At 46.1% G+C, this 23,703-nt stretch carries 25 protein-coding genes; 13 read left to right on the top strand and 12 right to left on the bottom strand.

All coding sequences use genetic code 11. From position 1 onward, the window contains the following. The first annotated feature begins 2 nt into the window (after positions 1-2). The 3 genes from EOO50_RS09125 to EOO50_RS09115 are packed head-to-tail and all read left to right on the top strand — an operon-like array spanning position 3 to position 1,779. Positions 3-473 carry a GNAT family N-acetyltransferase gene (locus tag EOO50_RS09125; RefSeq protein WP_290839408.1) on the top strand — a complete coding sequence of 157 codons (471 nt, stop codon included), beginning with the start codon at positions 3-5 and terminating at the stop codon, positions 471-473. After that, positions 470-1,081, top strand: coding sequence for a class I SAM-dependent methyltransferase (locus tag EOO50_RS09120; RefSeq protein ID WP_290839407.1), 612 nt, complete (start codon positions 470-472; stop codon positions 1,079-1,081). Before EOO50_RS09125 ends, EOO50_RS09120 begins: the two co-directional genes overlap by 4 nt. Then, on the top strand, positions 1,078-1,779 hold the full coding sequence (locus EOO50_RS09115; RefSeq protein WP_290839405.1) for a hypothetical protein: 702 nt from the start codon (positions 1,078-1,080) through the stop codon (positions 1,777-1,779). The genes EOO50_RS09120 and EOO50_RS09115 overlap by 4 nt, the downstream gene beginning before the upstream one ends. Here EOO50_RS09115 and EOO50_RS09110 read toward each other — a convergent pair. The 3 genes from EOO50_RS09110 to EOO50_RS09100 all read right to left on the bottom strand — a co-directional run bounded on the left by EOO50_RS09110 (position 1,763) and on the right by EOO50_RS09100 (position 3,537). Then, positions 1,763-2,650 carry an NAD(P)H-hydrate dehydratase gene (locus tag EOO50_RS09110; RefSeq protein WP_363331732.1) on the bottom strand — a complete coding sequence of 296 codons (888 nt, stop codon included), beginning with the start codon at positions 2,648-2,650 and terminating at the stop codon, positions 1,763-1,765. The genes EOO50_RS09115 and EOO50_RS09110 overlap by 17 nt on opposite strands. A 66-nt stretch (positions 2,651-2,716) precedes the next feature. Next, positions 2,717-3,220 carry an SRPBCC domain-containing protein gene (locus EOO50_RS09105; protein ID WP_290839403.1) on the bottom strand — a complete coding sequence of 168 codons (504 nt, stop codon included), beginning with the start codon at positions 3,218-3,220 and terminating at the stop codon, positions 2,717-2,719. Then, positions 3,217-3,537, bottom strand: a complete 321-nt coding sequence (locus EOO50_RS09100; RefSeq protein WP_290839440.1) for a metalloregulator ArsR/SmtB family transcription factor — start codon at positions 3,535-3,537, stop codon at positions 3,217-3,219. Before EOO50_RS09100 ends, EOO50_RS09105 begins: the two co-directional genes overlap by 4 nt. Before the next feature lie 580 nt (positions 3,538-4,117). Here EOO50_RS09100 and gcvT point away from each other — a divergent pair. Both gcvT and EOO50_RS09090 read left to right on the top strand, forming a co-directional pair. Next, positions 4,118-5,200, top strand: a complete 1,083-nt coding sequence (gene gcvT, locus EOO50_RS09095) for a glycine cleavage system aminomethyltransferase GcvT (RefSeq protein ID WP_290839401.1) — start codon at positions 4,118-4,120, stop codon at positions 5,198-5,200. A 261-nt stretch (positions 5,201-5,461) separates the two neighbouring features. Continuing rightward, positions 5,462-6,178 carry a YebC/PmpR family DNA-binding transcriptional regulator gene (locus EOO50_RS09090; protein ID WP_290839399.1) on the top strand — a complete coding sequence of 239 codons (717 nt, stop codon included), beginning with the start codon at positions 5,462-5,464 and terminating at the stop codon, positions 6,176-6,178. 730 nt (positions 6,179-6,908) lie between these two features. Here EOO50_RS09090 and EOO50_RS09085 read toward each other — a convergent pair. Both EOO50_RS09085 and EOO50_RS09080 read right to left on the bottom strand, forming a co-directional pair. Next, positions 6,909-7,949 carry a cysteine synthase family protein gene (locus EOO50_RS09085; RefSeq protein ID WP_290839397.1) on the bottom strand — a complete coding sequence of 347 codons (1,041 nt, stop codon included), beginning with the start codon at positions 7,947-7,949 and terminating at the stop codon, positions 6,909-6,911. A 79-nt stretch (positions 7,950-8,028) separates the two neighbouring features. Beyond that, positions 8,029-10,089, bottom strand: a complete 2,061-nt coding sequence (locus EOO50_RS09080; protein WP_290839396.1) for a S9 family peptidase — start codon at positions 10,087-10,089, stop codon at positions 8,029-8,031. A gap of 132 nt (positions 10,090-10,221) precedes the next feature. Here EOO50_RS09080 and EOO50_RS09075 point away from each other — a divergent pair, with 132 nt between their 5' ends. Both EOO50_RS09075 and EOO50_RS09070 read left to right on the top strand, forming a co-directional pair. After that, positions 10,222-10,545: a YbaB/EbfC family nucleoid-associated protein gene (locus EOO50_RS09075; protein ID WP_290839395.1), complete on the top strand. Its 324-nt coding sequence runs from the start codon at positions 10,222-10,224 to the stop codon at positions 10,543-10,545. A 195-nt stretch (positions 10,546-10,740) separates the two neighbouring features. Continuing rightward, positions 10,741-11,400, top strand: a complete 660-nt coding sequence (locus tag EOO50_RS09070) for a hypothetical protein (RefSeq protein WP_290839394.1) — start codon at positions 10,741-10,743, stop codon at positions 11,398-11,400. On the opposite strand, the gene EOO50_RS09065 is transcribed toward EOO50_RS09070, so the two are convergent. The 3 genes from EOO50_RS09065 to EOO50_RS09055 form a co-directional block, all read right to left on the bottom strand. Beyond that, positions 11,393-11,878: a DUF695 domain-containing protein gene (locus EOO50_RS09065; protein ID WP_290839393.1), complete on the bottom strand. Its 486-nt coding sequence runs from the start codon at positions 11,876-11,878 to the stop codon at positions 11,393-11,395. The two genes, EOO50_RS09070 and EOO50_RS09065, sit on opposite strands and share 8 nt — an antisense overlap. After that, positions 11,878-12,903 carry a GntG family PLP-dependent aldolase gene (locus EOO50_RS09060; protein WP_290839392.1) on the bottom strand — a complete coding sequence of 342 codons (1,026 nt, stop codon included), beginning with the start codon at positions 12,901-12,903 and terminating at the stop codon, positions 11,878-11,880. The genes EOO50_RS09065 and EOO50_RS09060 overlap by 1 nt, the downstream gene beginning before the upstream one ends. Positions 12,904-12,998: 95 nt before the next feature. Continuing rightward, on the bottom strand, positions 12,999-13,346 hold the full coding sequence (locus EOO50_RS09055; protein WP_290839390.1) for a hypothetical protein: 348 nt from the start codon (positions 13,344-13,346) through the stop codon (positions 12,999-13,001). Between the two features lie 117 nt (positions 13,347-13,463). Here EOO50_RS09055 and prfB point away from each other — a divergent pair, with 117 nt between their 5' ends. Next, a complete protein-coding gene (prfB, locus tag EOO50_RS09050; RefSeq protein ID WP_290839389.1) occupies positions 13,464-14,564 on the top strand; it encodes a peptide chain release factor 2 in 1,101 nt (366 codons plus the stop codon). 344 nt (positions 14,565-14,908) lie between these two features. Here the strand turns inward: prfB and EOO50_RS09045 are convergent, their stop codons facing one another. Beyond that, positions 14,909-15,445, bottom strand: coding sequence for a pyridoxamine 5'-phosphate oxidase family protein (locus tag EOO50_RS09045; RefSeq protein ID WP_290839388.1), 537 nt, complete (start codon positions 15,443-15,445; stop codon positions 14,909-14,911). A gap of 123 nt (positions 15,446-15,568) precedes the next feature. On the opposite strand from EOO50_RS09045, the gene EOO50_RS09040 reads away from it, so the two are divergent. The 3 genes from EOO50_RS09040 (at position 15,569) to EOO50_RS09030 (ending at position 18,237) form a co-directional block, all read left to right on the top strand. After that, the gene (locus EOO50_RS09040; protein WP_290839387.1) at positions 15,569-16,393 is read left to right on the top strand and encodes an endonuclease/exonuclease/phosphatase family protein; all 825 of its coding nucleotides are present in this window, start codon (positions 15,569-15,571) and stop codon (positions 16,391-16,393) included. A 78-nt stretch (positions 16,394-16,471) separates the two neighbouring features. Next, positions 16,472-17,698 (top strand): hypothetical protein, encoded by a 1,227-nt coding sequence (locus tag EOO50_RS09035; RefSeq protein ID WP_290839386.1) that lies wholly within the window; start codon positions 16,472-16,474, stop codon positions 17,696-17,698. Next, positions 17,695-18,237 (top strand): DUF1697 domain-containing protein, encoded by a 543-nt coding sequence (locus tag EOO50_RS09030; RefSeq protein WP_290839384.1) that lies wholly within the window; start codon positions 17,695-17,697, stop codon positions 18,235-18,237. Before EOO50_RS09035 ends, EOO50_RS09030 begins: the two co-directional genes overlap by 4 nt. A 48-nt stretch (positions 18,238-18,285) precedes the next feature. On the opposite strand, the gene EOO50_RS09025 is transcribed toward EOO50_RS09030, so the two are convergent. The 3 genes from EOO50_RS09025 to EOO50_RS09015 all read right to left on the bottom strand — a co-directional run bounded on the left by EOO50_RS09025 (position 18,286) and on the right by EOO50_RS09015 (position 21,085). After that, on the bottom strand, positions 18,286-19,185 hold the full coding sequence (locus EOO50_RS09025; RefSeq protein WP_290839383.1) for a phospholipase A: 900 nt from the start codon (positions 19,183-19,185) through the stop codon (positions 18,286-18,288). Positions 19,186-19,331: 146 nt separating this feature from the next. Continuing rightward, a complete protein-coding gene (locus EOO50_RS09020; protein ID WP_290839382.1) occupies positions 19,332-20,417 on the bottom strand; it encodes an inorganic phosphate transporter in 1,086 nt (361 codons plus the stop codon). 23 nt (positions 20,418-20,440) lie between these two features. After that, positions 20,441-21,085, bottom strand: coding sequence for a DUF47 family protein (locus EOO50_RS09015; protein WP_290839381.1), 645 nt, complete (start codon positions 21,083-21,085; stop codon positions 20,441-20,443). Between the two features lie 175 nt (positions 21,086-21,260). Between EOO50_RS09015 and EOO50_RS09010 the strand changes: the two genes are divergently transcribed. Then, entirely contained in the window at positions 21,261-22,889 is a 1,629-nt protein-coding gene (locus tag EOO50_RS09010) for a carboxyl transferase domain-containing protein (protein ID WP_290839380.1), read from the top strand. A 291-nt stretch (positions 22,890-23,180) separates the two neighbouring features. Next, positions 23,181-23,672, top strand: a complete 492-nt coding sequence (locus EOO50_RS09005) for a hypothetical protein (RefSeq protein WP_290839378.1) — start codon at positions 23,181-23,183, stop codon at positions 23,670-23,672. The last annotated feature ends 31 nt before the right edge of the window (positions 23,673-23,703 follow it).

The following is a 23,703-nucleotide window of genomic DNA, read 5'->3' as shown; positions in this document are numbered from 1 at the left end:
TTATGGATGCCTTTCGATTTAGTGAGCTTACCAAAAATGAAATCCCCGAAATCGCCAAATTCGGCACACTTCTGAATCCTGATAAATCGGTTCAGGAGCTTTCAACTTTGCTTGAAAAAATGTTCCGCATGGAAAATTACAACTGTTTTGGTTTGTTCAAGTCAGATGATTTGCTTGCGGTTTCGAGCGGTTGGGTTACGGTCAGGTTTTATTCGGGCAAACAGCTCGAAGTCGACAATGTCGTGGTTTTAGAGAATTATCGCTCTCAGGGAATCGGCACGATTTTGTTCGATCACATCGAAAATTGGGCTATAAAAAACGATTGCAACACTGTTGAACTAAACACGTTCCTCAAGAATACGCGGTCACACAATTTTTACGAGAATCGCGATTACGAAGCGTTGGGTTACCATTACGTGAAGAAATTAAATGGCTTCAACAGGACGTTCCACGCCGAAATGGATAAAAAATGAAAAAGTCGACGTTAGAGGTTTTCAACGAAAATGCTTTAAAATATCAAACCAAATTCATGAAGATGGATTTGTACGATGCTACGTATATTGATTTTTTAAGTCGGCTGAAATCGAACGCCGAGATTCTGGAAATCGGATGCGGACCCGGAAACATCACGCGTTATTTTCTCGATAAACGTGCTGACCTCAAAATCCTGGCCACGGATTTTGCTCCCGCAATGGTTGAACTTGCCGAGAAAAATAATCCCGAAGTGGAATGCATCGTCTTGGACGCGCGCCACATTTCGAGCTTGGAAAGGAATTTCGATGCCATCGTCTGCGGATTTATCGTCCCGTATTTTTCGAGGGAAGAATTTGAAAAATTAGTTTGTGATTCGGTAAAAGTGTTGAATACCGGAGATTTGTTTTATATTTCCTGCATCGAAGGCGATTACGATAAATCAGGATGGATGGCTTCGAGCGATGGCAAGGTTTCAGCTTTCGTGCATTACTATGACGAAAATGATATACGGAAAATTTTGTCGATGGCGGGATTTTCAGTACTCGAAACGTTTAGGGTCGCGTATGAAAATTCAATTCATTTGGTTGTGATCGCTAAAATCCCATGAAGAAATTGTGGGTTTTAATTTTGGTCTCCCTAATCGGATGCTCGAAAAATCAACAAAAAATTGAAGAGCCTGGCTCCGCCGAAATTCCCGACGAACCTAAAATCGTCCTTATCGAACCAAAAATAGACAGTCTTCCCAATCTCGTCTATAGGCTTACCCACGAAAATCGCGAACATTCTTTTGAATTATACTGCACGAAAATAAAGGATGGAACGTATCGCGCCGATTCGATGATGATTCAAAAGAAATTAATCAAGGACAAAACGCAAATCGTTAAATTCACTACCGATTGGACGTTCTCACACTTCAGTGAAATGTCCTTTACGATTTCCCAAGACGTGAACTTTGATGGCTTTTCCGATATTTCGGTCAGCAATTATACGGGAATGTACACGATGACGTTATGCTTTTGGCTGTACGATCAAGAAAGCAAGAGTTTCGTGCACGAGCCTTCGCTGGACAGTATCGCCAATCCGGATTTCGATGCGAGGACAAAGCGAATTTATTCCTCCTGGCACGTCGGTCTTTCAGAGTTTGGCGAAGACGTTTATGCATGGAAAAACGGGAAAGCGGTGCTTTTGGAGTCGATTGTTGAAAATCGCGATTTCGGTGGCGCCGACAGTTTGTATTATCATTCGAAGCGGCTTATAAACGGAACGTATATCGAAAAAGATTCTATCGTCAGGAAGGATTACTGATCTCCAAAAAAGCTTTCCCCAAATTTTCGATGATGTCCGAAGCCGTGAAACTCTCGGTTCCGGTTTTGGGAAGCGCCAAATCGGCGGTCAGGCCGTGCAAATAAACGCCGAGCTGAGCTGCCGACAACGGTTCGTAACCTTGTGCGAGCAAGCCCGTGATGATTCCCGTCAACACATCTCCGCTTCCTGCGGTTGCGAGCGCGGCGTTTCCTGTGGTGTTTTCGAATATGGACTTACCGTCGGTGATTCGCGTCGAAGCGCCTTTCATTACCAGGATCACTTTGTGTTCGAGCGCGAATTTCATCGCGGATTTCTCAATTTCTTCCTGGCTTTCGAAATGTCCGATGAGCCGTTCGAGTTCTTTTGGATGCGGCGTCAGGATCGTATTTTGGGGAAGCAATGAAATCCAATCCTTATGCTCCGACAGTATGTTCAACCCGTCGGCGTCGATGACCAAAGGCGCCTTTACGGTTTGGAGAAAATCGTGAAACGCTTTCTGGACGGGTTGCTCCTGCCCGATTCCCGGCCCGATTCCGATTGCCGACGGCGTGATTTCGAATTCGATCCCGGAGAGATGTTTTCGTTCGACGTCGGTGATGACCATGACTTCGGGAATCGAAATTTGGAGGATTTCGTAGCCACATTCTGGAATGAATGCTGTTACCAAACCTGCACCCGAATGAATTGCGGCTTTTGACGAAAGCGTGATCGATCCCATTTTGCCGTAACTGCCACCGATCAAGAGCGCATGGCCTTGCGTTCCTTTGTGCGCGTTCGGAGCCGCGGGTCTGTATATTTTCCTGGCCGCCGTTTTCGTGATTCGTTGGTTTTTCACTTCGAGGTTCTTTATCGGGTTAATCGTCGTTCGCAAGGAACTTCAATTTACGATTAGAAACGAAGATCGGCAAACAACTTAACACGGATTTGGAATGCTGCATTATTCCTTTTGCGATAGCGTCGCCAATACGTTCTCGAGGTTTTCGATCGACATCGTGAAGCCTTCCTTGAAGCCCATTTCGATCATCCTTTCCAAACGTTCAAGCGATTCGTTATAAATGGAAATGCTCACTTTGGTTATGCCGTTCTGTTCGCTGAAATTGTAATTCCAGTCGGAACCCGGCAATTCGGGATTTTCATCCTTGTCGGCAAATGCGTTGTGCATCTTGAAATTCGTCTTCGGAGTAATCGATTTGTATTCCTGGATCGACCAGCGTTCAAGACCATCGGGACTTACCATGGCGTAAAACCGTCGTCCGCCGACTTCAAAATTCATGTATTTCGTCCTGGATGACCACGGTTTGGGCGCGACCCATTGATCGAGTAGTTCAGGCTTGGTGAAAGCGTCCCAGACCAATGAGAGTTCCGCGTCGAATTCCCGGGTTATGAATACCGTTTTCGCTGCTTTGTCAACGGTAAAATCGAATTGCAAATTGTTGTTCATTTCTTATTTTTTTTAATTGTTGCTAATACGTCGTCGAGTTGATTGAATTGGGTTTCCCAGATTTTTCGATACTGTTCCAGCCAAACGTCGATCTCTTTCATTTTTTCTATTTCGAGCGAATAGTAGATTTCCCGTCCTTTTGATTCCTGTTTTACCAGGTCACATTCCGTGAGTATGCGCAAATGTTTGGAAACCGCTTGCCTGCTGTTCTCGAAATGTTCCGCGATCGTATTAGGAGTCATCGCTTGTGTCGCGATGAGGCCGATGATTGCGCGTCTGGTCGGGTCGGCAATCGCCTGAAAAACGTCACGCCTTATTTCCATATGATTTATCTGCTACTATGTGGTTGCGAATATATGTGCAATTATTTGGTTGCGCAAATTTTTTGTCGTTTATTTTTAGGAAGATATTTTCAAGGTCGAATTTAAAGCGCAATTTGACCGATACATGAAAGTGACATCACGTGATTAAAATGTCAGATCGTGACGTTTGGATGTTTCCCTAGCCCGGATGGCAGCGAAAATCCTTTTGAAGAAAAATGCATGGGTTTGCCGATTTGCGACAGCGCCCGACGGAAGCTCGTCGCAAAGTGCGCAAACCCGCATTTTTCGAGAAAGATTGCAGCGGACAGCCGGAACAGCTCCAATAGAATATTTATCAAAATGTGTATTTTTCCTGCAACTGGCTTATTTTGGAAATGCCGACCTTGATCCCGGGGAAAGGGCGATGCTATCCGTAAGGAATTCCAGTCATGACGCGCTACATGAAACACACATATTTTCTTAAAATTAAATTGACGGAAAACGTTTCAAACATTCGCCGATTCCTTAGTTTTCAAATTCGCCAATTCCTCTTTTTTGTCTATTTTAGCGCCACGAAACCTAAATCCTGAGAATAATGAAAAATACAGCGCTCACGCACATTCACGAACAACTTGGAGCGAAAATGCTTCCGTTTGCGGGCTACAATATGCCGATCACTTATGAGGGCGTGAATGCCGAACACGAGGCCGTGCGCAAATCGGTCGGGGTTTTCGACGTGTCGCACATGGGCGAGTTCTTTCTGGAAGGCCCGAAAGCGATTGACTTGATTCAAAAAGTAACCTCAAACGACGCTTCGACGTTGACCGAAGGACGCGCGCAATATTCATGTTTGCCCAACAACGACGGTGGAATCGTTGACGATTTGATCGTTTATAAATTTAATGACGAAAAATATCTGCTTGTCGTAAACGCGTCGAACATCGAAAAGGATTGGGATTGGATTTCGTCCCACAACGATCTTGGCGTGAAAATGACGAATGCGTCCGACGACTATTCGTTGCTCGCGATCCAAGGCCCGAAAGCGGCTGAGGCGATGCAATCGTTGACATCGGTAAATTTATCCGAAATCAAATATTATCATTTCGAAGTCGGTGATTTCGCTGGATTCAATGATGTGATCATCTCGGCGACTGGTTACACGGGATCAGGCGGATTCGAGATTTATTGCAAGAACGATCAGGCCGAAATGATCTGGAACAAGGTTTTTGAGGCCGGTAAAGACTTCGACATCAAACCTGTCGGATTGGCGGCACGAGATACGTTGCGACTCGAAATGGGATTCTGTCTCTACGGAAACGACATAAACGACACGACGTCGCCTCTCGAAGCGGGTTTGGGTTGGATCACGAAATTCACGAAGGATTTCACGAACTCCGAAAATCTAAAAGCTCAGAAAGAAGCCGGCCTTTCCAAAAAACTTGTCGGTTTTGAATTGACCGAACGCGGCGTTCCGAGACATGATTATGAAATCGTGGATTCTCTGGGACATGTGATCGGGGTCGTGACATCGGGAACCATGGGGCCGAGCGTGAACAAAGGAATCGGTTTGGGTTATGTGCCGTCGACGTTCGCGTCTACCGATACGCAGATTTTCATCAGGATCCGAAAAAACGATGTTGCCGCTAAGGTTGTGAAATTGCCTTTTTATAAAGTGTAGATTGGCTGTAAGTTACAGAATCTTGCTTATTATCGTTGGTGAAAATCCTGTAAAAAAACGTGGTGACGTTTGGCGTAAAACTTTTGAATATCTGACTAAAATGCTATTTTTGCGCACCGAAAAGAGTTTCGTGTCTTTGCATCACTGGGCCTTTCTGTCAAAAAGAACAACGAGTAGAAAACTTTGTGCCTCCGTGTCTTCGTGGCAGAAAGAATAACGAACATTGAATATTGAACAACGAATTTTGAAGTTAAAATAGAAATGGGAAGAGCATTCGAATTCCGCAAAGGAAGAAAAATGAAACGTTGGGCGGCAATGGCCAAAGCGTTCACAAGAATCGGTAAAGACATCGTCATGGCGGTGAAAGAAGGCGGCCCTAACCCGGAAGCCAACGCCCGTTTGCGTGCCGTTATCCAAAACGCCAAGTCGGCGAATATGCCAAAGGAAAACGTTGAACGCGCGATAAAGAAAGCGACCGACAAGGACACCGCGAACTACAAGGAAGCGTTGTTCGAAGGCTACGCGCCTCACGGGATAGCGATACTAATCGAAACGGCTACCGACAACAACAACCGCACGGTCGCGAACATCCGCAGCTATTTCAACAAATGCAACGGCACGATGGGAACGCAAGGTTCTGTCGAGTTCATGTTCGATCATACATGCAATTTCCGCATCGCAAAAGGAAATCTTGATCCTGAGGAATTGGAATTGGAACTCATCGATTTCGGGGCCGAAGAGGTTTTTGAGGATGAAGACGGCATCTTGATCTATGCGCCTTTCGGAAGTTTCGGATCGATCCAAAAGGAATTGGAGAACCGCGGCATCGACATCCTGTCGTCGGGCTTCGAGAGAATTCCGCAGGTTACGAAAGCGTTGACGGAGGCTCAGGTCGCCGACGTGGAAAAACTACTTGAGAAGATTGAGGAAGATGATGACGTGATGAACGTGTATCATACTATGGAAGAAAGTGAGTAGGTAATTGACAATGGATAATTGACAATTGACGATTGACAATTGACAATTGTTGCTTTTGGAGTAGATATGAGCCTTGGGATTCCGGGGCTTTTTTTTATGCGGATAAATCAATTTTTTGGATGCGGGTTAACTTTTTGGAGGGTTCATGCTTGCATTGGCATTGGTCGCTTCCGTGTTACATTCGAACAAGCCGAATCGGGAATTGGCTTGCGATGGACGAAGATCGACATCGGATAATTCCCGAAAGCGAGATCGAGTCGCTACACAGCAGCTGCAAAAAAGGCCCGTGTGTTTTCAGGTTGTTGAGCTCGGCAAAGATCGGGCGCGGTCCGTTTAGCGGTAAATCCACTATAGTGATGAAATGCTTCGATGGTGATTTGGACATGACATATTCGCTCCCGAAACAGTCGTGTATAAATTCCATGACTTGGTCGGATGCAAAGAAAACATCGAAATTTCGGGATATGAAACACATGGAGTCACGCATTTTCATGATTCGATGATACTTAATCGATTGTTGGAGCAATCCGAAAAATGCCCGCGACGTCCGGACTAAAGTCATCACCAATTATATGTATTTCAAATTCGACCGCCCCAAATCTATGAAAGACATAAATCCCGCCCACAAAATCCTAAAAAGCCTATAAACGAAAAAACTCCGGACATAATCCGGAGTTCTACTATTGTCAAACCAATTGTCAATTATCAATTGTCAATTATCAACTGTCAATTACTTAATAAATTCAACCTTCTGAGCTTCCTCAGCATTCACGCTGTCAAAGAAACCTTGCTCGTTCATCCATTCATCGCTGAACACCTTGCTCATGTAACGCGAACCGTGGTCAGGGAATATCGCGACGACATTGCTGTTCTCGTCGAATTCGCCTTCCTCGGCATATTGCTTGATCGCTTGCAGGACTGCGCCCGATGTATAACCTACGAACAAACCTTCTTTCTTGGCGATTTCACGTGTCACGTGCGCGCTGGCTTCATCAGTAACCTTGATGAACTTGTCGATCAAATCGAAATCGGTAGCCGATGGAATCAGGTTTTTACCGAGACCTTCAATTCGGTACGGATAAATCTCGTCGTTGTCGAATTCTTTGGTTTCATGATATTTCTTAAGCACCGACCCGAAAGCGTCGACACCCAGGATCCGGATGTTCGGATTTTTCTCTTTTAGGAATTTCGCGGCACCTGAAATAGTTCCACCGGTTCCGCTACACGCGATGAGATGCGTGATTTGGCCGCCCGTCTGTTCCCAGATTTCAGGACCTGTAGTCTTGTAATGTGCGTCGATGTTAAGCTGGTTGAAATATTGGTTGATGTAAACCGAACCTTTGATTTCTTCATGCAATCTCTTGGCAACATTGTAATAAGAACGTTCGTCGTCGGCTGAAACATGGGCCGGGCAAACATATACTTTCGCTCCCATTGAACGGAGCATGTCGATCTTATCTCTCGAAGATTTTGAACTTACGGCCAAAACGCAGCTGTAACCTTTAATGATGCTGACCATGGCGAGACTGAAGCCGGTGTTACCCGAAGTCGTCTCGATGATCGTGTCGCCTGGTGAAAGAATTCCTTTTTTCTCAGCTTCTTCAATAATATAAAGGGCAATCCTGTCTTTTGTGGAGTGTCCCGGATTGAAAGCTTCTACTTTGGCGTAGAAATTTCCTTTGAGGTTTTCGGTGACACGGTTTAACCTTATCAAAGGCGTGTTTCCGATTAATTCCAGGACATTATTGTAAGCTTTTATTTCTTCTTTCATAAAAAAAAATAGTTAATCAAGGTGTGGGATGCTTTTCGGCAAGCCTTGAATCCTTGCAAAATTAACAAAAAAAATCTAATCAGTCTTTAATTTTTTCCAAATCTAGTAAAAAACTAAACTCCCTTGCAAGCTCGCGCAAGGCCTCGAAACGTCCGGAAGCCCCGCCGTGACCCGCTTTCATGTTCGTATCGAGAAAAAGTAAGGCGTCGTTTGTTTTCATTTCGCGCAATTTCGCGACCCATTTCGCGGGTTCCCAATATTGCACTTGGGAATCGTGTAATCCCGTGGAAACGTACATGTTGGGATAGGCTTTTGCCTCGACGTTGTCATAAGGCGAGTACGACTTCATATAGTCGTAATATTCGTTTTCATTGGGATTTCCCCATTCGTCGTATTCTCCCGTCGTCAGCGGAATGCTGTCATCGAGCATTGTCGTGACCACATCCACGAACGGAACCTGTGCAATGATGCCGTTGTACAACTCGGGCGCCATATTCGCGACGGCTCCCATGAGCAAGCCTCCGGCCGATCCGCCTTCCGCATATAAATGTTCGGGCGACGTGTAACCTTGAGCGATCAAGAACTTCGAACAATCGATGAAATCGGTGAACGTGTTTTTTTTCTGCAACAATTTTCCATCTTCATACCACTGTCGGCCCAAATCCTCGCCTCCGCGAATGTGCGCGATCGCATAGATAAAGCCGCGGTCAAGCAATGACAGGCGCGTTGTCGAAAAATACGGATCCATCGACGCTCCGTACGAACCGTACGCGTATTGCAACAACGGATTTTTGCCGTCCTTCTTCGCGTTCTTATTGTAAACGAGGGAAATAGGTATTTTAGTGCCGTCCGAAGCAGTTGCCCATTGGCGTTCTTCAATGTAATTTTCTTTGCTGAATTTACCGCCCAGAACCTGTTGCTCCTTGCGAACGGTTTTCTCTTTGGTTTCCATATTGAAATCGATCACCGATGAAGGCGTCGCCATCGACTGGTAACCGTAACGCAATATATTCGTGTCGAAATCCACGTTCGTCGTCGTGTAAGCCGTGTACGTTTCGATTTCAAAAGGCAGATAATACGCGCCTTCCCCACTCCACGGTTTGATATGGATTTTATTGAGGCCGTTCGAACGTTCCTCGATAACCAGATAATCCTTGAAAATGTCGATGCCTTCAAGCAGAACATCCTCGCGATGCGGGATCAGTTCCTGCCAGTTTTCTTTTGATGTGGCATTCTCAGGCGTTTTCATCAACTTGAAATTTATCGCCTCGTCCTTGTTCGTCATCACGTAGAAACTGTCGCCGTAATGCGAGATGCTGTATTCCAGGCCGCGTACACGTTTTTGGAACACCTCGAATTCACCTTCGGGATTGTCGGCCAGTAAAATCCTGGATTCGCTCGTAAGCGTGCTCGAGGAACTGATTACGAGGAATTTCTTCGACTTTTCCTTGTGGACGCCCACGTGGAACGTATCGTCCTTTTCATGGAAAACCAATACGTCATCGCTTGACGGCGTATTCAATTTATGTCGGTAAATCTTGTCGGAGCGCAACGTTTTTTTGTCTTGGCGTGTAAAGAAAAGCGTTTCGTTATCGTTCGCCCACACGCAATTCGGCGCGGCGTTTTCGATCACGTCAGGGAAAATTTCGTTCGTCTCGAGATTCTTGATCTGAATCGTATAGATCCTGCGTCCGACCGAATCCACGCCAAACGACGCGAATTTATTGTTCGGGGAAATGCTCACGCCTCCAAGCTGGAAAAACGCGTGCCCTTTCGCCATTTCATTGCAATCGAACAGGATCTCCTCGGGCGCATCCAAACTTTCCTTCTTACGCGAATAGATCGGATAATCCTTTCCCGTCTCGAAACGCGTGATATACCAATAACCGTTGTAGAAATACGGCACCGACTCGTCGTCCTCCTTGATGCGCGCCTTCATTTCGATGAAAAGCGCCTCACGAAGCGGCTCTTGGCCCACCGTCATTTTTTGGTAATAGTCGTTTTCCTGGTTCAAATAATCGATGACCTCAGGATTCTCGCGGTCGTTGAGCCAATAATAATTATCGATGCGAACATCCCCGTGCATCTCGAGGCGGTGAGGTTTTACCGCGGCAATCGGGGCTTTTAAAGGTTCCGGCATTTTATTTCTTGTTTTTTGGAGTCGCGCAAATTTAACGTAAAAGAAACCGTTTTTACACGATTTTGAACTTTTCTTAACTAGGGTGTTTAGCTGCAATTTAGTAAATTCGCAAGCATTTAAAAAATAAAAGACATGTTTGGAGACTTAATGGGAATGATGGGAAAACTGCAGGAAACCCAACAAAAAATCGAAGAGACGAAACAACGCCTTGACACTGTTCTCGTTGACGAGCAAAGCGGCGACGGCTTGCTCAAGGTCACGATCACAGCAAACCGCAAAATCAAGTCCATCAGCATCGACGATTCGCTGCTTGAAGACAAGGAACAACTCGAGGATTATTTGATTTTGACACTCAATAAGGCGATCGAAAGAGCGACAAAAGTGAACGAGGCCGAACTTGAGGCGGTAACGAAGATGAATATGCCGAACATTCCGGGGATGGATTTGTTTAAATAATTGAAAGATTGAAAGATTGAAAGATTGCGGTCGAGAAGTTTCAGAATGAAGATTTGGGCGTTCCGGCGCATGGAAGTTTTTTGTAAATTGGACGAGTAAGTTGCGCCGTCGGGCTACCGCTGCAATCTTTTGTTTTACAAAAGGATTTTCGCTTGTATCCCTAACGCGGTCAAGTTGCCGAACGATTTCTTTCCAATGAAAAACCTAATCATCCTGTTCGCACTTTTCTTCGTTTTCCGCTGTCAAAAAAAGCAGACCTTCGACGAAGGCATTTACATTCTCAAAAACTACGTCGAAAAAGAAAATTACAAAGATGATTATGCCGAAAAGTATCTCGCCAAAGTTTCCAAAAACGAGATAACCTACTACGGAACAGTAAAAACCTGGGGAACGATTTCCAAAAGAAATTTTGAAGACGAAAAAAACCGCATCGTCAACGATTCCACGATACGTTTGGAAACATTTATCAACATCGATACGCACGAAGGAGAATTCATAAAAATCAATGCGAGCGAAAAAATTATCGGCCCAAAAGGAATCGATGTCAAAGCGCTTTCCGATTATCTGAACAGAAAACTCATCGCGGGAACTTATAAATACGGAGATGTAAAAGTGATCTTCACTCCAAACGGGCGCATCGAAAACTTCGGAAAACTCAAAACTTTTTCCGTTCGGCCCAGAGTCGGAACCTTATGGAATTATGATTCGCGTACGATGCTGATCAACGGAGAAGCCTGGAAATACGGGTTTACCAAATCTGAACTTGTATTGACGCGATATTCAAATCGTCGCGATGAAAACGAAGCTTTTGTGCTCAGCGATTCGGTGATTGGTTTAAAGCGACAAATCAGGTAAACGTTTTAAGAACGCGTTTGTATTCTTTCCATTTCGGGTCGTAATTGAATCCGCAACCGAACTCAAAACCAAGATTTTCCCTGTCATTTATTTCGGTCAAAATTTCCTGAGCCGATTGAGCGTCGTCCACATAAACGTCCATGATAAACCCAAAGTCGGTCGTAACACGCGACACGCGATGCGCGACACATTTTTTTCGGAGCGCGTCGAGAAAGAAATCCTCAATCGACATCATATCGGGAAAATCGGGATTGTCCTCGTTTGGCATTTCAACCGAAAACTGCAAATCGTAAGCACATTGCTTTTTGTACGGATAGTTTACGTAAGCAGTATTTATTTGTCCGGTCGCCGCTTTTCCCGATTCAGTTTTGGTCAGGATTACGGCAATCGTTTCTTCTGGATAGACGTCACTTGATTTTTGGATTGATTCCCAATCGACATGATCCGAGTTCCGTCGGAAAAAATCAAAAAGTCCCATCAGAATTCCAATTTCTGCAACGTTTCCACCACATAACTATGCATAACCTCGCGATAATCCAAATGCGTGACGATGCGCAATTTTCCTTGTCCCATGCTGCTGATGTGGATGTTTTTCTGCTTCAATTTCTCAAGGAAAACCTGCTCGTTCAAACGAGGATTTATCGTAAAGATCAGGATGTTCGTCTCGATCGGTTCGACTTGGTGTACCCAATTTTTCTGGCTTAGTATGTAACCGAGTTCCTTCGCGCGTCGGTGATCTTCGGCCAAACGCCCGACGTGGTGCTGCAAAGCGTAAATTCCCGCAGCCGCCGAATATCCGACCTGACGCATGCCGCCGCCGAGGATTTTCCGGATGCGCAGCGCCCTGTTGATCGTTTCCTTGTCTGAAACCAAAAGCGATCCGATCGGAGCGCCCAAACCTTTAGACAAACAGACTGAAATCGTGTGGAAAGTTTCACCGTACAATCTCGGATTTTCGCGTTTGGCGACCAGAGCGTTCCACAATCGCGCGCCATCCAAATGGAATTTCAGATTGTGCTTGTCGCAAACCTGACGGATCTTTTGCAATTCGGCTATGTCGTAACATGCGCCACCGCCTTTGTTCGTCGTATTCTCGACGCAGACCAACGACGTGAGCGGGCTGTGATAGAAATCGGGCGGATTGATCGCCGATTCGACCTGCTGCGCGTTGATCATGCCGCGATCGCCTTCCAAAAGATGGCAGGAGACGCCGCTGTTGAACGAAACGCCTCCGCCTTCGTAATTGAAAACGTGGGCATATTTATCGGCGATGAGTTGCTCTCCGGGATTCGTATGCAATTTTATCGCGGTCTGGTTGGCCATCGTCCCTGACGGAAAGAACAGAGCGTCTTCCATCCCGAAGATATTGGCAACCATTCGCTGCAAGGCGTTTACGGTCGGGTCTTGTTTGTAGACGTCGTCCCCGACTTCGGCCTTGAACATATATTCGAGCATTTCAGGTGTCGGTTTGGTCACCGTGTCGCTTACGAGATTTATTTCCATAAAGTATTCGTTGTTGTTGCCGCTTGGCTTATGCAAAATACGGCCAAAAAAAAATCCTCACGAAATATGAGGATTTAAAATTTTCGTAAAATGTGTCACTGGCAATTCGTGGCCGCTTTTACCGATGAAATTTTTCCGTCACGGCTCGTCGTCTTGATACATTGTGACGATTTGGCGTTGAAGAAAAGTTTGTACGTGTTGGCGCCGTCGCGGACTTCCTTGACTTCCCCGAATCCACGGCTTTGCAGTTTCAGGTAAGCCGCGGGCGCTTTGATTCCGACTAGATCGCTGTTGTCGACTAATTTCGGGGTCGCCGATTTATGACGATTTCCGGGTTTCGAATAGCTGCGTTTGTGCTTCACATCCTTCGAATCCTGGCAAAATGCTGATTGGCTGCCGATTAGAACAAAAAAAGCGAGTAAAAAAATTTTCGTGAGTTTCATAGTGTAGGTTTTATATCCTAAAGATAAATAAATATTGCGAGCTTCGTCCAGCGAATTGGAAACAACGCTTTTCAAAAGGTTTCTATTTGCGTATTTTTGCCACAAGATTATATAAATATGACGAATTCCGAACAGGTAAAAGATATTTCAGAACGTGTCAACGCGCTTCGCAATTACCTCGACATCGATAGAAAACAAATAGAGATCGCGAACGACGAAGAGAAGACGCTCGCGCCCAACTTCTGGAACAACGCCAAGGAAGCCGAAGCGTTCGTTAAAATCCTGCGCGGCAAGAAAGCCTGGGTACAGGATTACGAGAAAGCGCTCGTGCTCGCCGATGAACTCCAACTCGCATTCGAATTTTATCGTGAAGGCGAATTGTCTGAAGAAGAACTCGACGAAGCATACGCAAATGCCAATTCACACGTCGAAAACATCGAATTCCGGAACATGCTCGCCGACGAAGGCGATTCCCTGTCAGCCGTACTCCAAATTACAGCAGGCGCCGGAGGAACCGAAAGTTGCGATTGGGCGTCTATGCTCATGCGCATGTATTTGATGTGGGCCGAAAAACACGGATACAAGGTAAAGGAACTCAACTTCCAGGAAGGTGAAGTCGCAGGAATCAAGACCGTGACGCTCGAGATTGAAGGTGATTTTTCGTTCGGATGGCTCAAAGGTGAAAACGGCGTGCATCGATTGGTGCGCATCTCGCCTTTCGACAGTAATGCGAAACGCCATACCTCATTTGTTTCGGTATATGTTTATCCTCTGGTCGACGATACGATCGAGATCGAGATCAATCCTGCCGACATCGAAATCACGACGGCTCGTTCGTCGGGCGCGGGCGGACAAAATGTGAACAAGGTCGAAACCAAAGTGCAATTACTCCACAAGCCGACGGGAATCCAGATACAATGCTCCGAAACGCGTTCACAGCACGACAACCGCCAACGCGCGATGCAGATGTTGAAATCCCAGTTGTATGAAATCGAACTCAAGAAACAACAGGAACAGCGCAACGACATCGAGGCCGGAAAGATGAAGATCGAATGGGGTTCCCAAATCCGAAACTACGTGATGCAACCGTACAAACTCGTCAAAGACGTTCGGACTTCATACGAAACGAGCAACGTCGACGCCGTGATGAACGGTGAGATCGACGAGTTTTTGAAGGCGTTCTTGATGATGATGGGGCAACGGGAGGAAGAAGTTTAATTTTGCTTTAGGCTTTATGCTGTAAGCTTTAGGCCTTACGTATCCTAGATTCAACAACGGTTCCAAATAACTTGGACGCAGTTTCGAATTCGAAATGTCAAACTGATACACTAAAAATAAAAGCGGTTCTCAATTGTTGAAAACCGCTTTTTCTATTTATAAAAGATTGTCAGATATTAACCGAAATCGTCATCCGCACTTTACACGAAAGCCTATTGCGTAAAGCATACAGCCTAAAGCAAATCACGTAACGACTAACTTCAATCTGAACAAACTCGTCGTCCTTACCTTAAAAGAAGCCTACTGCTTAAAGCTTAAAGCCTAAAGCCTACAGCCTACAGCAACTACGGCCGAATATTCCCCTCAATCGAATCGTCATACGTCTCCCCGACTGCCGCTCCGTAAAGTCGTTTCGCCATCGCGACGAGCATGCCGTTCTTCGTATCCCAGTAGTAACCTTCGGTCGGGACGACTTTGATTACGGTGATTCTCGGATCATCCTTGCCTTCAGTAAACCAGGTTTTCATTTGGGCGTCCCAGAGTTCGTCGATTTTCTGTGCGTCGCGCGAGATTTCGGCGCGTCCATAAATCGAAAGAAAATCGCTGTAACTCGAGCCCTGGAAGAGCAATTGCACGGCCGGATCTTTTTCGAGCTCTTTATTTTTATGGCTGTCGTTCGCGCTTAGGAACCAGAAGTTCGCGTCGTCGTCGATTTTTTCGGGCGCCATCGGACGGGCTGAAAAACTGTTTCCCGTTTCAATCTTCGTACACATGAAGCACGAACCCGCTTTTCCTGCAAGCGACTTGATCTTGTCGATGGCTTCTTCGCCGAATACGTCCTTAAAATTATCTTCTTTCTGGTTTTTGTTGATACTGTCCATAATTTCGGTTGTTTTTGTTTAGAGTTTAAAGTTAGAAATCGATTTCGGGAACCGGTTATATTATTCGCGGGCTTTGTTGCAGGATTTGGCAACGGCTTGCTATATTTGTGTAAATACTTGTCCATGCGCCCAAAATTCCTTCTCATTTTTCTACTTGCATTCGCTGCCTCGGCCCAGAATATAAAAGTCATGTCTTACAATATCCGCGTGGATTTTGGTGGCGACGGGGAAAACAATTGGGAGTTCCGACGCGAATTCCTCGCCGACCAGATTTCGTACAACGAAGCCGATTTCATCGGAACCCAGGAAGGAAAATTACATCAGATCAAATATTTGGACAGCGTTTTGGTCGATCACGCCTACATTGGGCGCGGTCGCGACAATTCGGAAACCCAAGGCGAATACAGTGCGATTTTCTACAACGCGAAAAAGTTCAAACTGATTTCGCAAAATACGTTCTGGCTGTCTGAGACGCCCGAAAAAATGTCAAAAGGCTGGGATGCCGCGCTCGAACGCATCTGCAGCTACGGATTGTTCGAGGACAAAAAGTCGAAAAAGAAATTTTATGTTTTCAATACGCATATGGATCACATCGGCGAAGTCGCGCGTACGAACGGCGCGAAGCTCATCCTCCAAAAGATCAACGAAATAAACACCAAAAAACTTCCCGTAATCCTAACGGGCGATTTCAACAGCGAAATGACGACCGGCGCCTATAAAAGCATCGTCAACGAATTGAATGACGCGCGCAACGTTAGTAAGACGAAACCATTTGGGCCGGCCGGGACGTTCAGCGGATTCAAGTTTCACGAGCCCGTCACATTGCTTATCGATTACATTTTTACATCGGGGAATATCGAAGTTAAAAAGTTCGCCGTGCTTAGTGATTCAAGGGATTGTAAGTATCCGTCGGATCATTTGCCTGTTCTTGCCGAACTAAAATTTTAACAGGAAATATTCCGTTTACTTGTCGATATTCCAAAAGGTTTGATTACCATTGTATACCAAAACCAATAAAACGAAATCATGAAATCAGCTATTCTGGCTATCGCCATGCTATTGCCTATTTTTATCTATTCACAAACAACATTTCAAAAAGGCTATTTTATCCAAAATGACGGACAAAGAAAAGAAGTCCTCATCAAGAATCTCGATTGGAGCAACAACCCTACATCGTTCGAATACAAGACGACCGATGACGCTTCGGTTGAAACGACGACAATGGCAAAAGTGACCGAATTCGGTATTGACGGCGTTTCCAAATACACACGGGCGACCGTCGACATGGATCTGGCCACGAAGCGCCACGGGAATCTTCCCCGGACGCGGATCCCGGAATTCACCAAGAAAACCGCTTTCCTCAAAGTGTTGTCAGAAGGCAAGGAAACCCTTTATGCCTACGACGATAACGGTGTCAACCTATTTTTCTATAAAACGGACGCCGACAGCATCAAGCAGTTGATCTACAGAAAGTATGTCGGTAAAAACAATGCATTGCTCGAAAATGTTGCGTACAGGACACAATTGAAGGCAGAAGTGAATTGCGCTACCGATGACAAGTCGGCGAAAATAGAAAGGCTGAAATATAACCGTGATGATCTTACCGACTATTTCGACGAAATCAACTCCTGTGGCGGTTTAAGTCCTTCAGCGACTGAACAACCGGTCGCCACGACAAAACTCGCACGCAAAAAAGGTGTGTTAAACTTTAGTCCAGCCGTCGGATACAATCTGTACAAAGGAGAAATCGACCATCCTGTAGACTCGCGCGACCTTTCATTTTCTAAATCCGGAGTAAGCATCGGGCTTGAAATCGAGTATGTTTTGCCGACCAACAATGGTAAACTCTCGATTATTTTTGAGCCGACCTACCATTCGATCGGAAAAGTCGAACAAACCAATACCATCAATACGGTTTTGGACGAGCACATGACGCTCAAGTACAATTTGCTGAAGTTTCCGTTGGGCGTGAGATGGCGTTTTTTCATTTCGCCCGATTCCCAGATCTTCGTAAATGGCGTTTTCAACTACGGTATGGTCCTGAACAACGAAATAGAGATGACTCAAAGCAATAATCTTGGTATCTTTACCTCTACCTATACGTTTGGTGCCGGCGTAGGGTTCGCTTATAAGAGATTTGCGGCCGAGGCGAGATTTTCGTCAAGTGCCGGTTTGGTGAGCAACCAAAACGTTTCGTCGTCCATACAGATAGGTCCGAATTTTATTTTCAGATATAACATATTCAAGCGTTGAAAAAATACATTGCCTTACTCCGCGGCATAAACGTAAGCGGACATCACGTCATCAAAATGGAAGCCTTACGCCCGGCATTGGTCGAGCTGGGGCTTTCAAACGTTTCGACCTATATCCAAAGCGGAAACATTCTTTTCGAGAGCGACGACAGTCCCGCGAAACTCGAGATGATCATCAAGAACAAAATTTTCCAGAAATTCGGGTTCGATGTCGCGACGTTCGTGTTGACGCCCGACGAACTGAAAACAGCGCTGGCCGACAATCCTTTCGCGGCAAAAACACCTGAAGATTCCGTGCAGCCGTACGTTGGATTTATGTCGGCGATTCCCGATGTCACGAATGTCGCCGTCATGAAATCACAGGATTTTCGCGGCGATGAATTCCATGTGATCGACAAACGCATTTATTTGTGGTACGCCGATTCGGCCGGAAATACGAAACTCAGCAACGCCGTTTTCGAGAAAAAACTCAACATCAAGGCGACGTCGAGGAATTGGAAGACGATAAAAAAGTTGATTGAACTTAGTAGTGAGTATTGAGATTTGAGCGCCTCAACCTCAAGACCCAAGACTCAAATCTCACAACTATCAAAGCCATTCCACCAGCGAACACCCGATCCCAACCGTCGTCTGCCTGTGGTTGTAATCGATAAGCGTTTCGCCATATCCGTGCGACGCCTGCAAATAGCCGCGTAAATTCCCTTTGACGGGAAATGACCATGAAAACGTGAGGTTTCCTTTTACAGCCGTTCCGAAACTCAGATTGTGGCTTCCGATAAGCGACAAAACATGCCCTTCACTCGCGTAAATCACGTTGAGATCGGCGCGCCCGAGTTCGTCGGTTATGTTCGGATTATCGTCTTCCTCATCGGGCAAACGAATCCACGGACGAGCGTAAATGCTCCATCGTCCTTTTTCCAATCCCGCGTGAAAAATGATGCGGTTCCAGCTTCTCGAGAACGGAAGGCTTTTCCCATTGCTTTGGTGGTTGAACGCCACACCTACCATTCGGCCCTTGAACCCGAAAAGATCGAATTTGATCGGAACGTTCACTATTAGTTCAGGTTCATAGTTGATCTCGCGGAACGGCCTCGAAAGCGACCCGTTGTAAACCTGCCAATGCGATACCTGCGTATATCCGACCCAAAGATCGGCGTGGTTCCAGAAAATGCCCTGCAATAATTTCGTCTTGAAACTGATCTGGAATTTGGTTTCGATGTTGTTATAGTCCTGCCCTTCGGGAACGATGTATTCTTCGCTTCCGTTTCCTGACCGCGGTTTCTCATTCGTGCTGCTCGTCCATCGGACAGGAAGCAAAAAAATCGGTTTGTAAGGCGTGATGATGAATGTGCCTCGCGTCGAGGTGGAATCGAGTTCCCAACGTTGCGCCATCGTTCGAGGTTTCGAGGAATTCCTGACGAGTGCGTCGATTTGGGCAAATGCCGATACTGAAAACAAAGCCGCGAACAGCAATACGTATTTTTTCAAGATTTTGATTTTATTCTAAGGTACGAAACGGGAATAAAAAAACCGCATCGCTGCGGTGTATGTTTTTTTTTGCCGTGAATTCGCTAATCTCAAATGGATAATCTCAGATGGAATCTTATGAAATTCGCGAATTCGCGGCCAAAATTCTAAATAAAAATCTTCAATAAATAATAGAAAATTCCCGCGATAATGGCCGAAACCGGAATCGTCAAGATCCAAGCCCACAACAAATTGATCGTCACGCCCCAACGTACGGCCGAAATCCTTTTCGTGATTCCAACCCCGATGATACTTCCCGTGATCGTATGTGTCGTGGAAACCGGAATTCCCAAATGTTCCGTCAGGTAAAGCGTCGCGGCTCCCGCGGTCTCGGCGGCCACGCCTTCAAGAGGCGTAACTTTCGTGATCTTGGAACCCATGGTCTTCACGATTTTCCAACCTCCGCTCATCGTTCCTGCAGCGATCACGACGAAACTCGCCAATGGAACCCACCACCAGAAATCATCGTTCACGAACATTTTGAAACGGTCGGCCGAATCGGCAGCCAAAAAAGCCGCGTCGCCCATGTCGAGCTTGTAGCAAATGACCGCGGCACCGATGATTCCCATTACTTTCTGGGCATCGTTTCCACCGTGTCCCAAACTGAACAAGGCTGAAGATACCAACTGCAGTTTCTTGAACCATTTGTCGGCTTTCGTCGGATTCGCCTTGCGACAGACATTGAGGATGATGATCGTTATGAAATACGCGATGACCATACCCAGCAAAGGCGCAAAGAATATGAAAAGGAATGTCGGGACGACTTTAGCGTAATTGATCACGTCGACGGTTTCCCCGTTGATGATCGCCGAAAATGCGCCCGCATGAGCCAAAGCCGCTCCCATGAATCCGCCCAGAAGCGTATGCGAAGAAGACGACGGAATTCCCAATTTCCAGGTAACCAGGTTCCAGATGATCGCCGCGATCAATCCCGCGAGAATGACTTCGAGCGTGATGAAATTCTCGTCGACCGATTTCGCGATCGTGTTTCCGATCTTGAATTCCCCGATCCAAAACTTCGAGATGAAGTAAGCCGCGAAGTTGAACATCGCCGCCCAAAGCACGGCCTGGAACGGGGTAAGTACTTTCGTGGCAACTATCGTCGCGATTGAGTTCGCCGCATCGTGAAAACCGTTGATGTAGTCGAAAATAAGCGCAAGGACAATGATGATAATAAGTAAGGTCAAATCCATTACTGAGTGTTGTTACTTATTATTTAAGAGTGTTTTACCGAAATCTGCTCGATAACGTTGGCGACGCTTTTACATTTGTCCGACGCCGATTCGAGAGCTGAAAGCACTTCTTTATACTTGATCACGTTTTTCGCGTCGGTTTCGTTTTCGAAAATGTCGGCAACCGCTTTGTCGAAAACCGTGTCGGCCTTGCTTTCGAGTTTGTTGATTTTCTTACAGACGTCGGCTATGCTTTTGTGGTTCTCGAGATTTTTGAGTTCCTTGATCCCGACTCCGATGAGTTGACACGCCTCAAGGTTGATCTCGGTCAATTTACGGATCGATTTCGTGATTTTTTCCACTTGGTACAAACGCATCCGACTCGCCGCTCCGTGCATGTAATCGGCAACGTTGTCGATGGCTTTGATGAGTGAGTGTATGTCTTCGCGGTCGAAAGGCGTGATGAAGTTCTTGCTTAATTCGAGGTGCGTTTTATGCGTGATTTCTTCGATTTTAGCTTCCAGTTCCTCTATCTTGCGGAAGTATTCCTCGCGCTGTTCTTTGGGGACATTGATGGCTTCGTGCAACGTTTCGGCCAAAAGGATAAGGTTGAACGATGCCTGCTCGAAAAGCGGGAAGAATTTTTTATCTTTTGGTACTAAAAACTGGAAAATGCTGTTCAGGTTCATGTAGCTGATTTTGATGGTGCAAAGGTAGACATCCAATGTTAAGCGAATATTAACTTTATGTAAGCCGCCGATTAAGCAGGGATTCAAAACTCCGGGTTGCTATTTCAAACGATTTCGTACTTTTACGCCACAACAATTTACAACTTTTTTTCAGCCCACACAGCCAATAGACATTATGGACTTGAACTTCAACCAGAACGAAGACCACAACAAGCTTTTACTTTCTTCCCTAAAACAAAAATTCGCGACCGTGAAATTGGGCGGTGGCGCAAAACGCATTGAGAAACTGCATGCCGAGGGCAAGATGACGGCTCGCGAACGAATCGATTACCTGCTCGACGAAAAAGCCTCGAGCATAGAAATCGGTGCTTTTACGGGCGACGGAATGTATGCCGAACACGGAGGTTGCCCATCAGGCGGAGTCGTCGTAAAAATCGGTTACATACGCGGCAAGCAATGCATGGTCGTGGCAAATGACGCGACCGTGAAAGCCGGCGCCTGGTTTCCGATTACGGGCAAGAAGAATCTTCGGGCACAGGAAATTGCGATGGAAAACCGTCTGCCGATCATTTACCTCGTCGACAGCGCGGGCGTGTACTTACCGATGCAGGACGAAATCTTTCCCGATAAAGAGCATTTCGGGCGCATATTCCGCAACAACGCCATCATGAGCAGCCTCGGCATCACGCAAATTGCGGCCGTCATGGGAAGTTGCGTCGCGGGCGGAGCATATTTGCCGATCATGTCCGATGAAGCGCTCATAGTCGATAAAACCGGAAGCATTTTCCTCGCCGGAAGTTATTTGGTAAAGGCCGCCATCGGGGAAACCATCGACAACGAAACGCTTGGAGGCGCAACGACGCATTGCGAGATTTCGGGCGTGACCGACTACAAGGCCAAAGACGACAAGGACGCGCTCGACACCATAAAGAACATCGTCTCGAAGATCGGAGATTTCGACAAGGCCGGATTCAATCGCGAGAAGCCGCAGAAGCCGTTGTCGGACGAAAAAGACATTTACGGGATTTTGCCCAAGTCGCGCGCCGAACAATACGATATGATGGAAATCATAAAACGTCTCGTCGACAATTCGGAATTCGACGAATACAAGGCCGGTTATGGCCAAACGCTGATTACGGGTTACGCGAGAATCGACGGTTGGGCGGTCGGAATCGTTGCGAACCAACGCAAGGTCGTGAAATCGAAGAAGGGCGAAATGCAGTTCGGAGGCGTGATCTATTCGGATTCGGCCGACAAGGCCACGCGTTTCATCGCGAATTGCAACCAGAAGAAAATCCCGCTCGTTTTCGTTCAGGACGTGACCGGATTTATGGTCGGATCGAAGTCGGAACACGGTGGCATCATCAAAGACGGAGCGAAAATGGTGAATGCGGTCTCGAATTCGGTCGTGCCGAAATTCACGGTAATCGTCGGGAATTCCTATGGAGCCGGAAACTACGCCATGTGTGGAAAAGCATACGACCCGAGATTGATCTTTGCATGGCCAAGCGCCGAACTCGCCGTCATGGGCGGAACCCAGGCCGCGAAAGTGCTGATGCAGATCGAAGCCTCGTCGCTCAAAGCCAAAGGCGAAACGGTCGACGAAGCCAAGGAAGCCGAACTTTTCAACAAGATAAAGGCGCGTTACGACGAGCAGGTTTCGCCTTACTACGCCGCGGCTCGTCTTTGGACCGACGCAATCATTGATCCGCTTGAAACGAGAACGTGGATTTCAATGGGAATTGAGGCGGCGAACCACGCCCCTATTGAGAAAAAGTTTAATTTGGGCGTGATTCAGGTTTGAGTCTTTAGATTTGAGTATTGAGATTTGAGTATTGAGAAATCGGCCGAAATTAAAGTACAATGACAACGATTAAAGTCCCAGTCTCAATTTACTGACCTCAATAATCTTAATGAACTTAATGATCTTAATGGTTCAAATAAATTGAGAACATCAAAATTCCCGTTCCCGTCTTAACTAACCTTAACTACCTTAATTGTTGAAAAAAACAACAACAGTTAAAAAATACATTGGTCAAATTTACATCCAACTTAAACCTCAATTCAATAAATTCGTAGTTCTAAAATCACGACTATGAAAAAGTTGCTATTGTTATTCCTATTTTTCGCGCTTTCGGCTCAAGCCCAGGATTCCGCGATTTCTACCGACAAGGAAAAAGTCAAGGGCAAACTGTCGATCACGATGTTGCGCGAATTGAAGTCGTCGCTTTCGAAGAATTTCGGAAAGAATCTTGACAGCCTTAAGGTGATAACGATTTTTTATTACCAGCCAAAAGCAAACTGTGCGAGCGACGCGTACAAATTCATCAAGCCCGACAAACCTGAACCAAAAGAAGCGAAATGGGTAAAATCCGAAGTACTTTATATGTGTTTCGAAAAAGGGATTTCAAGCCAGTACATAAAATATGACGAAGGCGCGACGGTCTACAACGCATTCTTCAGCGAAAATCGCGATTGTGAAGGTTTGGTCACCGTCGATTCGGACGGAAATTACATACTCATAAAGAAACGCGGTTCAGCGTCGACAGCCAACAAATTCCTCGAAGAACTTCAGGGTAAAAAGTGATTTTTCTATTGAAGTTGTAACAATCCGCGGG

Origin of the sequence: Flavobacterium sp. (assembly GCF_004211145.1) — a bacterium.
GTDB lineage: Bacteria > Bacteroidota > Bacteroidia > Flavobacteriales > Flavobacteriaceae > Flavobacterium.
Note: the sequence above shows the minus strand (reverse complement) of the source record. Positions and strands in the feature narration are given on the sequence as shown.

Bases quoted from the DNA above. Each gene is read 5' to 3' on its own strand.
- EOO50_RS09105 (WP_290839403.1), bottom strand. From the start codon at position 3,220: ATGAACAACAATTTGCAATTCGATTTTACCGTTGACAAAGCAGCGAAA.
- EOO50_RS09005 (WP_290839378.1), top strand. From the start codon at position 23,181: ATGAAAAAGTTGCTATTGTTATTCCTATTTTTCGCGCTTTCGGCTCAA.
- EOO50_RS09115 (WP_290839405.1), top strand. From the start codon at position 1,078: ATGAAGAAATTGTGGGTTTTAATTTTGGTCTCCCTAATCGGATGCTCG.
- EOO50_RS09085 (WP_290839397.1), bottom strand. From the start codon at position 7,949: ATGAAAGAAGAAATAAAAGCTTACAATAATGTCCTGGAATTAATCGGA.
- EOO50_RS09040 (WP_290839387.1), top strand. From the start codon at position 15,569: ATGCGCCCAAAATTCCTTCTCATTTTTCTACTTGCATTCGCTGCCTCG.
- EOO50_RS09070 (WP_290839394.1), top strand. From the start codon at position 10,741: ATGAAAAACCTAATCATCCTGTTCGCACTTTTCTTCGTTTTCCGCTGT.
- EOO50_RS09020 (WP_290839382.1), bottom strand. From the start codon at position 20,417: ATGGATTTGACCTTACTTATTATCATCATTGTCCTTGCGCTTATTTTC.
- EOO50_RS09060 (WP_290839392.1), bottom strand. From the start codon at position 12,903: ATGGAAATAAATCTCGTAAGCGACACGGTGACCAAACCGACACCTGAA.
- EOO50_RS09075 (WP_290839395.1), top strand. From the start codon at position 10,222: ATGTTTGGAGACTTAATGGGAATGATGGGAAAACTGCAGGAAACCCAA.
- prfB (WP_290839389.1), top strand. From the start codon at position 13,464: ATGACGAATTCCGAACAGGTAAAAGATATTTCAGAACGTGTCAACGCG.
- EOO50_RS09120 (WP_290839407.1), top strand. From the start codon at position 470: ATGAAAAAGTCGACGTTAGAGGTTTTCAACGAAAATGCTTTAAAATAT.
- gcvT (WP_290839401.1), top strand. From the start codon at position 4,118: ATGAAAAATACAGCGCTCACGCACATTCACGAACAACTTGGAGCGAAA.
- EOO50_RS09015 (WP_290839381.1), bottom strand. From the start codon at position 21,085: ATGAACCTGAACAGCATTTTCCAGTTTTTAGTACCAAAAGATAAAAAA.
- EOO50_RS09080 (WP_290839396.1), bottom strand. From the start codon at position 10,089: ATGCCGGAACCTTTAAAAGCCCCGATTGCCGCGGTAAAACCTCACCGC.
- EOO50_RS09125 (WP_290839408.1), top strand. From the start codon at position 3: ATGGATGCCTTTCGATTTAGTGAGCTTACCAAAAATGAAATCCCCGAA.
- EOO50_RS09035 (WP_290839386.1), top strand. From the start codon at position 16,472: ATGAAATCAGCTATTCTGGCTATCGCCATGCTATTGCCTATTTTTATC.
- EOO50_RS09090 (WP_290839399.1), top strand. From the start codon at position 5,462: ATGGGAAGAGCATTCGAATTCCGCAAAGGAAGAAAAATGAAACGTTGG.
- EOO50_RS09010 (WP_290839380.1), top strand. From the start codon at position 21,261: ATGGACTTGAACTTCAACCAGAACGAAGACCACAACAAGCTTTTACTT.
- EOO50_RS09045 (WP_290839388.1), bottom strand. From the start codon at position 15,445: ATGGACAGTATCAACAAAAACCAGAAAGAAGATAATTTTAAGGACGTA.
- EOO50_RS09055 (WP_290839390.1), bottom strand. From the start codon at position 13,346: ATGAAACTCACGAAAATTTTTTTACTCGCTTTTTTTGTTCTAATCGGC.
- EOO50_RS09065 (WP_290839393.1), bottom strand. From the start codon at position 11,878: ATGGGACTTTTTGATTTTTTCCGACGGAACTCGGATCATGTCGATTGG.